General features: G+C 42.4%; 8 protein-coding genes and 3 pseudogenes. 5 read left to right on the forward strand and 6 right to left on the reverse strand.

Features of this window, described 5'->3' with window-relative positions:
- Window positions 1–51: 51 nt before the first annotated feature.
- Window positions 52–546: a tetratricopeptide repeat protein gene (locus QUB30_RS32235; RefSeq protein WP_333342194.1), complete on the reverse strand. Its 495-nt coding sequence runs from the start codon at window positions 544–546 to the stop codon at window positions 52–54.
- 347 nt (window positions 547–893) lie between these two features.
- On the opposite strand from QUB30_RS32235, the pseudogene QUB30_RS32240 reads away from it, so the two are divergent.
- Window positions 894–2,098: pseudogene (locus QUB30_RS32240) on the forward strand (IS630 family transposase).
- A 23-nt stretch (window positions 2,099–2,121) separates the two neighbouring features.
- Here QUB30_RS32240 and QUB30_RS32245 read toward each other — a convergent pair.
- Both QUB30_RS32245 and QUB30_RS32250 read right to left on the reverse strand, forming a co-directional pair.
- On the reverse strand, window positions 2,122–2,265 hold the full coding sequence (locus QUB30_RS32245) for a hypothetical protein (protein ID WP_333342196.1): 144 nt from the start codon (window positions 2,263–2,265) through the stop codon (window positions 2,122–2,124).
- A gap of 303 nt (window positions 2,266–2,568) precedes the next feature.
- Window positions 2,569–3,141 (reverse strand): phytochelatin synthase family protein, encoded by a 573-nt coding sequence (locus QUB30_RS32250; RefSeq protein ID WP_333342198.1) that lies wholly within the window; start codon window positions 3,139–3,141, stop codon window positions 2,569–2,571.
- 389 nt (window positions 3,142–3,530) lie between these two features.
- Between QUB30_RS32250 and QUB30_RS32255 the strand changes: the two genes are divergently transcribed.
- The 4 genes and pseudogenes from QUB30_RS32255 (at window position 3,531) to ltrA (ending at window position 7,333) form a co-directional block, all read left to right on the forward strand.
- Window positions 3,531–3,977, forward strand: coding sequence for a reverse transcriptase N-terminal domain-containing protein (locus QUB30_RS32255; RefSeq protein WP_333342205.1), 447 nt, complete (start codon window positions 3,531–3,533; stop codon window positions 3,975–3,977).
- A pseudogene (locus QUB30_RS32260) lies at window positions 3,928–4,419 on the forward strand (reverse transcriptase domain-containing protein); the annotation flags it as partial. The gene QUB30_RS32255 and the pseudogene QUB30_RS32260, both read left to right, overlap by 50 nt.
- 6 nt (window positions 4,420–4,425) lie before the next feature.
- Window positions 4,426–5,037: a group II intron maturase-specific domain-containing protein gene (locus QUB30_RS32265; protein WP_445300576.1), complete on the forward strand. Its 612-nt coding sequence runs from the start codon at window positions 4,426–4,428 to the stop codon at window positions 5,035–5,037.
- A 682-nt stretch (window positions 5,038–5,719) separates the two neighbouring features.
- Window positions 5,720–7,333: a group II intron reverse transcriptase/maturase gene (gene ltrA / locus QUB30_RS32270; protein WP_333342200.1), complete on the forward strand. Its 1,614-nt coding sequence runs from the start codon at window positions 5,720–5,722 to the stop codon at window positions 7,331–7,333.
- Between the two features lie 232 nt (window positions 7,334–7,565).
- Here ltrA and QUB30_RS32275 read toward each other — a convergent pair whose 3' ends face one another.
- From QUB30_RS32275 to QUB30_RS32285, 3 genes and pseudogenes are all read right to left on the reverse strand, one after another.
- Window positions 7,566–7,835 (reverse strand): hypothetical protein, encoded by a 270-nt coding sequence (locus QUB30_RS32275; RefSeq protein ID WP_333342203.1) that lies wholly within the window; start codon window positions 7,833–7,835, stop codon window positions 7,566–7,568.
- Window positions 7,808–7,999 (reverse strand): hypothetical protein, encoded by a 192-nt coding sequence (locus tag QUB30_RS32280; protein WP_333342208.1) that lies wholly within the window; start codon window positions 7,997–7,999, stop codon window positions 7,808–7,810. The genes QUB30_RS32275 and QUB30_RS32280 overlap by 28 nt, the downstream gene beginning before the upstream one ends.
- Before the next feature lie 66 nt (window positions 8,000–8,065).
- Window positions 8,066–8,167 (reverse strand): annotated as a pseudogene (locus tag QUB30_RS32285) (hypothetical protein); the annotation flags it as partial.
- Window positions 8,168–8,934 lie beyond the last annotated feature (767 nt).

The following is an 8,934-nucleotide window of genomic DNA, read 5'->3' on the forward strand; positions in this document are numbered from 1 at the left end:
CATCTCAACTTCTACTTAGATTTACATCTCTCATTATACACGCTCGATGATTTACAAATCATTTGCGCTCGCTATAGTTTTCTGAAGTTGAGAAATTTCATATTCTAATTGGTCTGGTGTTTTGAGAGCTAGTATGGAGCTTGTATGAGTAGGGACTAAGTTAGGATTAAGGCGAATGGCTTCTTGAAGTTGGGTAATAGCTGCAGAACGATCACTTTGTTGGCTAAAAACTGTGGCCATGCCAACATGAGGCTGTGCATCGTCAGGATTAATCCGAATTGCTTGTTCATAACAAGTCATGGCGGACTCTAAATTACCTTGTTCGGCGAAAACTATTCCCAAATGATAGTGAGCGTCGGAGCGATTGGGGTCGAGATGAATGGCTTGTTGGTACTGAGCGATCGCCTCTTCTAGCTTGCCACAATCGTAGAGAACAATTCCCAAGTTAATGTAAGCTTCTGGTTCATTGGGATTAACCTCGACAGCTTTTCGGAACGAAGCTTCTACGCTCTTGTGGTCTTTAGGGTCATAGTTGACGCTCATCATGCGAAAAAGAAAAAACTATTATTAACTTCCGTATTCTGGCACACCCAAGGCAACCAGAACTTACCCAACTGTAACAGGAATTAGCTGCCACCTCCACTGTAAAGGTAAAGCCGGGATACTAACTTGCATAGGACAAGATGTAAAGCACTGTAACGAAAGATCCGCTCCTACCCATAAATTTATCAACTAGCAGAACAATTGAAAAACTTAGACAGCAAAGAATAGAGCGCTCCATATTAGTGTGATACGGGAAGTACCTGTCATCCAGCACTCACAAAACGGGTAAGCTGTTGTCCATTTAAAACGCATATTGTATAATACAATATAACCATATTTATGAAAAGTCAATGCCTAGTAAAAACTTCCTGAGTGCCGAGACCAAAGAAACTATTCAACAAGTATTAAAGGAGCATGAACATCCAGACATTCGGCAAATAGCCTTAATTTTTTTATGGCTAAATAGCGGAAATACACAGGCTCAAGCTGCTGAATTAATAGGATGCTCTCTGAGAAAAATTGCTTATTGGAGCATTCATGGCGAGCCTGATAATTTAGAGAGTTTTAAAGATAATAGGATGAAGGGTAATTACCGAAAAGCTACAGAAAAATACATTAACTTACTTTTAGAAAAAATTGAAGTTGAGCATGAAAAATAGGGCTATGAATTCTGGAGATGGACAACAGCTAGGCTTGCCATAAATCTAGGAGAAAAGACAGGAATAGAGCTCAGTAGTACCCAACTTAGGAGGATTTTAAAATCAAAAAAGTATGTTTACCTTATATAGCTTATAGTCTAAGCAAGATACCGTAGAAAGGGGTTTATTTAAAGATAAATTAGCTGAATATCTAAGAATAGAAAAAGAATCTCCAGACCTTTTGCAGGTATGGTTTTGGGATGAGAGTGGATTTAGTTTAAGAGTTATTAGAAGGAATAACTGGTGTAAAAAGGGAACTCGAAGTAGCATTCATAGGAGATCGAAGAAAAGGTCGTATTAATGTTATGGTGAGTGAGATATTCACACAAAAAAAGACGGGTAGATTTTATTCAATCTGGTAATTATGCTAATTTTTATGCGGTGCTGAAAATTTTTTATGAAGACTTAAAAGCCGAGTGGATATTGCAAGGATATTTAGCGGAAGACTTTAAAGATAAAGGCTGTAACTTTGTGATAATTTTGGACAACGCTAGTTTTCATAAAAAAGCAGAGACTTTGCAGAAAATAGCGTCAGAGATGCCGAATCTAATCATAGAGTTTTTGCCCTAGTATAGCAATCCTAAATCAATTGCAAACACATTGGGCTTCACCAATCCTGATTAAGTTGGTATTAATTAAGATAAATTTTTGTAACTCATTTAGGATTGCTATATAGCCCTGACTATAACTTAATTGAATTAGTATGGCATTCCGCCAAGGAATATGTTGCTAATAGATTATTTGAATCTATTGAAAAACTAGAAGCACTGTTACATAAACTGTTAAATGAAGGAGGACTAATGATGAAATGGAACCGAAAGATAAAAAATAAAGGCAACTTAGTTAATGCAGTTTAGATGTTTGACAGCTTAGCCCCTACCTATTTACTATCCTCAAAACGCTCACGCCCAAGATGCACCTGCCACTCCACTACTTTGGTAGATTCTGCTAACATACCATCCCGCGCACGGGGGCTGCTGTTAACAATTGTTTGAGCCTCTTCCACACTTTCTGCCTGAATCACTCAAAGCCCCGTTCCATCGTGGGGAAAAAACGGGCCACAGCTTTCGCAGTATTCCTTTCTCTTGTTGCTCGCGAAACCAAGCTAGCTGATTTGGTTCGTGTTCTGGGTGAGCGTTTTTGTAGTCGTAATAATCTGGAATGGTTGCTACAACAACGGCAAAAAGTTTAGGCGTAATGCTTTTTAAAACTGATAATTTTCTAATCAAAGATAGCATAATGCTCCAATTACTTTTGGTCGCACCCGCATTCTTGCCATTTATGACTAAGTGTTGAAGCCCCGCTATGCAATGCCTAATTCTCTATTTTACTGGCGCACAACGAGATAGCCGCGTGTCTTTTTGGAAGTTGAATCAGTAGTATTCATTGCTTTCCAAAGATTCTCGGTAGAAGCCCATACAGGCGGATATTTATAACTGGCTACGTCTTCAATCAGAAATCGATCGCTTGGCTCATGATAGGCAGCAAGGGGAGAAATATGCCCGCTTTTACCCTGACCCAAAACAGAGCGTTGGTAGTTCACGATTATATAGTCGCCGGAACGGGTAAGGTTGGCTTTAGCTTGGCTCCGAAATTGGTTAAGTGTTGTGTCCGACGCATGGTAGACCTCAACTTTGACGTTGTGACTTCTGAGCAAAGCCGCTAATTCATCAAGAGTCATGCCCGAAAAAGTGACGGCATAAGAAGAACGAGTGCGATTCGTTGAAACGTAAATCACGGTGAAAGCCCGTACATAACGTTTCCAGCCACAAGGCTGAACTCTCGGTCTGATAAGGGTGCAAGTCCCTTCTGCCAGACTCAGGTATGACTCCCTATCTGCCCACACCGACCAAGCTCGATTCTTGGAGAGTGAAGCTGGGAACAGGACGCAATCAGACATCTAATGTGAGGTGACACTGGCGTTAATGGGGAGTTCCAATGGTGAAACAGAGCCTAGAAAAGTAACTTATCTTAGAGCGGGACACAGACCAACCTCCCGACTCTACTGGAGTTCATTCCCGCCGAATTTTCCGTTCAATATCGGCAAGAGTCCAGGGAATCCAGTAGTTAAATTGGCTCCACCTAAAGGAACAATCAATCTAACCGAGGGAACGAAGAAAAACGAACTGAGGGTCAAGGGGAAAGTCGAACCCTTTCGTAGGCTAGACGAGCAGCGGAACCCCCTCAGCTCGCGTAGGACAGACCGTAATTGGTCGCTCGGTGTTCAGAAAACATAAGTTAGAGCAGAGCATGATTAGACACAGCAGCAATGTTAGTGAATCTTGGAAGATGTTACCTTGGAAGAAATTCCGAAGGGACTTATTTCGCCTACAAAAACGAGTGTTTAAAGCGATTCAGGTTAGAGACAAGCCCAAAGCGAAGTCCCTTCAAAAGCTAATTCTGAAATCTCGGGCTGCAAGAATGTTGGCGATACGTCAAGTAACTCAACTAAATGCTGGCAAAAAGACTGCGGGAATCGATGTCCAAGCCTCACTCACATTTGAGGAAAGGTTCGCTCTGAGTGAAGAACTCAGAGCCAAAAGTAACAACTGGAAACATCAGAAGTTACGTTCAATACCAATCCCAAAAAAGGATGGGAGTACCCGCCTCCTTAAGATACCGACTATCGCCGATAGAGCTTGGCAATGCCTCGTAAAATACGCGAAGCGAGCCAGCACACGAAGCAACTTTTCACGCTCGCAGCTATGGATTCAGAACAGGGAGGTCAGCGCATGACGCGCAGAAAGTTCTGTTCAACAATCTACGCTCCATAAGTAACGGAATAGAGAAACGGGTTATCGAACTCGATATCGAAAAATGCTTCGATAGGATAAGCCACACCAGCATAATGGAACGACTCATCGCCCCAAAAGGCATCAAGACCGGAATATTCCGCTGTCTAAAATCAGGAGTCAATCCAGAATTTCCAGAACAAGGAACCCCGCAAGGGGGCGTGGTAAGTCCATTACTAGCCAATATTGCTCTCAATGGGATTGAGGAAATACATCAATCAGTCCGTTACGCGGATGACATGGTAATAATTCTGAAACCTAAAGATGATGCGGAGGCAATACTTGATAAAGTCAGCGAATTTCTGGCAGAACGAGGCATGAAGGTTAGTGAAAAGAAAACTAAGCTAACAGCTACGACAGATGGGTTTGACTTCCTCGGTTGGCATTTCAAAGTGCAGAACAACGGGAAATTTAGATGCGTTCCATCAGCGGACAATTTTAAAGCGTTCCGTCATTCGGTAAAACACATCGTTAACAACTCGAATTATGGTGCTACGGTCAAAGCTGAGAAATTAGCCCCTGTAGTTAGAGGCTGGAGAAATTACCATCGCTACTGTAAGTTGGAAGGGTCACGGTTATCACTGTGGTTTATCCAAAATAGAGCCTTCAAGGTATTCAATAAGGAATCGAAACAATCTCGCTACACCAGCAAGACACTGCTTGATAAAGCATTCCCGACGGTTCCTTACTCCGAAAACAAATTTGTCAATGTCAAAGGAGAGAAATCTCCCTACGACGGAGATATAGCCTACTGGAGTGAGCGTAACAGCAAGCTTTATAACGGCGAAACCTCTAAAGCTTTAAAACGGCAAAACCATAAATGTGGAAAATGTGGCTTAAAAATGCTAGGCGATGAAAAGGTACATCTGCATCATGTAGATGGTTGCCATAGTAATTGGAAAATAAATAACCTTCTAGCGGTTCACTCTCATCTGCCACGATTATCTCCACATGAGCTCTCATCGCAAGCCAAGAACATCGGGAGCTGGGTGCGGGGAAACTAGCACGCCCAGATCTAACTGAGAGGGGCGGGGAATAAGCGCGACTTGAAAGGTCGTTTAGGACGGAGAGCCGACTCTCTCATAGAATTCACACTCTATACCCTCATGTAAAAAGACTCTGTAAAAAGAGTCTGGTCACGCCCAAGTAGGTAACGAAACAGGCGGAGTGCAGACCACAAACGTAGCCTTAACTACTAGCCTAAAGTGGTGAGGAGCAAGAGGGAGTTCTCCCAAGATGAACACAAGTGAATTGATGTCTAAACTGCGTCATCGCCCAAAGAGCCAAATCAGGCTGATAGGCTCTAACCAAAATGGTAAATGGGTAGATTCTTAGTTTTATATTCTATGAATCGTGTGAAGACAATTCCCATCGCAGAAAAGTCAACATCTAACGGAGAACATACACTAAACGAAACGACAAGATAAGCCCTACAGAGTCTATGGAAAGGTCGAAACCCATAGTAAGTTAACCGTAAGGAAGACAGAATTCTCTGGAGGGTAAAGGATGAGAGAAAAAGCAAATGCCTATCTGTAATAGATAGGATAGGGATTCAAACTTTGTCCCTGACCGAAAGGAATAGCAGACTTCTCTTGGGTCTTACGAGAAAAAGACTAAGCAAAGAAACTTAATTCAAGGACAAGTTAGATGGTGTATGCAAGTACAACAATCGGACTGAGAAAACCGTTGGAAAACTGGAGTCAGGTCAACTGGAGACAGGTAAATAAAGCGGTCAAGAATCTGCGTCAACGAATTTTTCTCGCGAAAAAACTTGGTAACTGGAGGAAGCTGCGAAGTCTCCAAAAGTTAATGCAAAGAAGTTACGCGAATCTATTATTGTCTGTTCGGAAAATTACCCAAACCAATAAAGGAAAAGCAACGGCAGGAATTGACAAAGAAGTAGTCAATACCCCAGAGCAACGAGTGAAGCTGGTAAACAACTGGAACGGCGGTAATCATCACCCTACAAAACGGGTGATGATTCCCAAAGCTAACGGAAAGAAACGACCGCTCGGAATCCCAACCGTGCGCGACAGAATCGAACAGGCAATAATAGTTAATTCACTAGAACCAGAATGGGAAGCCATTTTTGAACCAAATTCCTATGGATTCAGACCTGGTAGAAGTTGCCAAGATGCTCTAGCCCAAAATTGGATAAGATTAAATGCAAGTCCAAATGCTAGAAACAATTGGGTTCTAGAAGCAGATATTCAAGGCTTCTTTGATAAGATTGCCCATGAATCTATCCTGAAAGAATTAGGAAACTTTCCAAAAAGAAACTTAATTATAGGATGGTTAAAAGCTGGTTTTATCTTTGAAAGGAAATACAACCCGACAGAGATGGGGACACCACAAGGAGGGGTAATTTCACCTCTTCTAGCGAATATAGGATTGCATGGATTAGAAAACTACATTAAATCCACCAATCCTAAATTAGGCGTGGTTAGATATGCTGACGACTTTGTAGTCACAGCCAGAGACAAAGGAAGTCTCGAAATCGCCCAAGATCAGATTAAGCAATGGTTATCAACAAGAGGACTTGAACTCAGCGCGGAGAAGACGCTAATAACGTCAATGGAAGAAGGTTTTGACTTCCTTGGATTCAACCACCGCCATTATAATGGCAAATTGCTGATTAAGCCTTCAAAGAAGAAAGTCCTCGACTTTTGTAAAAGAATTGGACTAGAAATCTCAGCAATGAATGGGTGTGAACAAGAAGTAGTCATAAAAAGACTTAATCCAATTCTGCGTGGATTTTCCAATTACTATAAAGGTGTTGTTAGCAAACAAACTTTTGAATACATCAAAAGTAGAACCTGGCAATACCTTTGGAGTTGGTCGAAGCGTAAACATCCTAACAAAAACACAAAATGGGTTCGGAAACGCTATTTCAAAACCATAGATGGTAATAAATGGACGTTCGCTACTATAACTAGCGACCGCCGAGGGAAAGAAAAGGATTTAATCCTCTACCCGATAGCGTACACGCCGATTGAACGCCATGTAAAGGTCAAGGGGGATGCGTCACCGGATGACCCCTCTCTCAGAGAGTATTGGGAAAAACGCCATCAGAAATATGGTAAAAGCTATTGGGAGCGCAACTCGCGCAACTACAAAATAGCACAAAACCAAAATTGGAAATGTCCAATCTGTGGCGAATCTTTATTCAACGGAGAGGAGTTAGATACCCACCACATAGTTCCTGTAGCTCAAGGCGGAGATAATTCGGTCAAAAACCTTCAGCACTTGCACCGAGCGTGCCATATACAGGAACATTCAAAATCCAAGTCTATCGCTTGAAGTAAGGCTTGAGCCGTGTGAGTGCGAAAGTCTCATGCACGGTTCTTAGGGGAGGGGAGAGCGGTGACGCTTGAACCTTACCCGACTATCCCCCCCTGGGGGGGTGACAAAGAAGCCTAGGAGATAGACCGAATAAGGGTTGCAGCCCGCATACCTTGTTGATAAAAGCGGCGTTTATTGGGAGTTAACTTGCGTTTACTGTTCCACCTCTAATGAAAATTGTTCGAGGTAATTAACCCACTTTTCTCCGTCTAAACCAACACCAAATGTACTCCGTCGGCGATATCTTTTCTTGGGTTCTTTTCGGCGACATATATATTTTTGCACCTGCTTTTTCCTCAGTGAGCGTGCCTTGAAATATTGCCTCCAAGTAGGCGAGCGTCATCAGCAGAATCATGTTAATAAGTCGGTTTCCTTTGAGCGTCGTTCCTTCAAGATCGTAGCCTCCTGTTTTACAGTCAAGGGAACATTTCTTCAATGCCCATCCGTTGCTTGTAAGCATCGATCGCTGCCGGCAACTCGCTGTAAATCTGTGAGAATAAACCACGCTTCCTCAACCTTCCATGCCCCATAGTTTCTTTTCCACTTACAAGCAACATCAAATCCACTAGCGGGCTGAGTTTTCCTTACCCTTTTACCTTGAAAATACAAAGAGGTTTCTGGCACAATCCCTAATTCATCTAGCCGTCGCCAAACTAAATGTTCTGTTTCGATACAATGATTCCTCTTCAGTCTCAAACAAAAAGACACACCCTTTTCTTTCAGCCAGTTTCCCAAGTCTATCGAACAAAATTCACGGTCTCCTAAAACGATTACTTTATATTGGGAAAACAATGGTAAAACTTGCTGTAGATTTGTAGGAGAGTTCGTCGAAGTTGCTGCTTCCCTATTTTGGCAACAGCGACCAGTATAATGGAATTGCTCTTCGCTCCCAGATTAAGCTAACCATAAATAGATTAATACACCCCCATTGACGGCGGTCGAGCGCGATTGATAAACGAGTACCAACACGACAATAAGTTGTCAACCAATAAGTAATTAATGGAAACCAAATTAATTCGATCGTTAAGTTCGGTAAATCCAAAAATCTTTGCAACTTCTTCCGGCGATTTTCGACTGTAATTAAGCAGGGGAATATCCGTGCCATCCGTTCTAATCTCACTTGTTTTTCTGATTGCATCACAGATCGTAAGGTTGTCATCACAAGAAACTGAGCTGATGTCAGTTGTTTTTTTAAATGAGTCTGGTAAAATGTTGGTATCATTATTTTTTTGATAGGCAAGCGTCTAACAATTTTGCTGCCTATCTTTTTTTATCATACATTGGCTCAATCCTTGCTACCTCTTGGTTTCAGGCTGGTTGTCACCCCCGCAGTATCCCCCCTCGACTCAACCATATTCTGGGTTTGACCGTCAAAAAAGGTGTCTTGAGTTACAGGGCGATATCCCTGTTTTTTGCTGCCGAGTGCATTCAGAACCGTCACACTGCTAGCCACACCACAATAGGCTGGACGTTGGTTGAGTAGATGGGAGGTATTATCCTCCGCACCTCTCAGTTAGATCTGGGCGTGCGAGTTTCCCCGCACCCAGCTCCCGATGTTC

It is taken from the genome of Microcoleus sp. BROC3, from assembly GCF_036702515.1.
Lineage (GTDB): Bacteria > Cyanobacteriota > Cyanobacteriia > Cyanobacteriales > Microcoleaceae > Microcoleus.

What these genes read in the sequence shown, in the direction of transcription:
- QUB30_RS32235 (WP_333342194.1), bottom strand. Translation starts at nt 546, where the DNA reads ATGATGAGCGTCAACTATGACCCTAAAGACCACAAGAGCGTAGAAGCT.
- QUB30_RS32255 (WP_333342205.1), top strand. Translation starts at nt 3,531, where the DNA reads ATGTTACCTTGGAAGAAATTCCGAAGGGACTTATTTCGCCTACAAAAA.
- QUB30_RS32250 (WP_333342198.1), bottom strand. Translation starts at nt 3,141, where the DNA reads ATGTCTGATTGCGTCCTGTTCCCAGCTTCACTCTCCAAGAATCGAGCT.
- QUB30_RS32275 (WP_333342203.1), bottom strand. Translation starts at nt 7,835, where the DNA reads ATGCTTACAAGCAACGGATGGGCATTGAAGAAATGTTCCCTTGACTGT.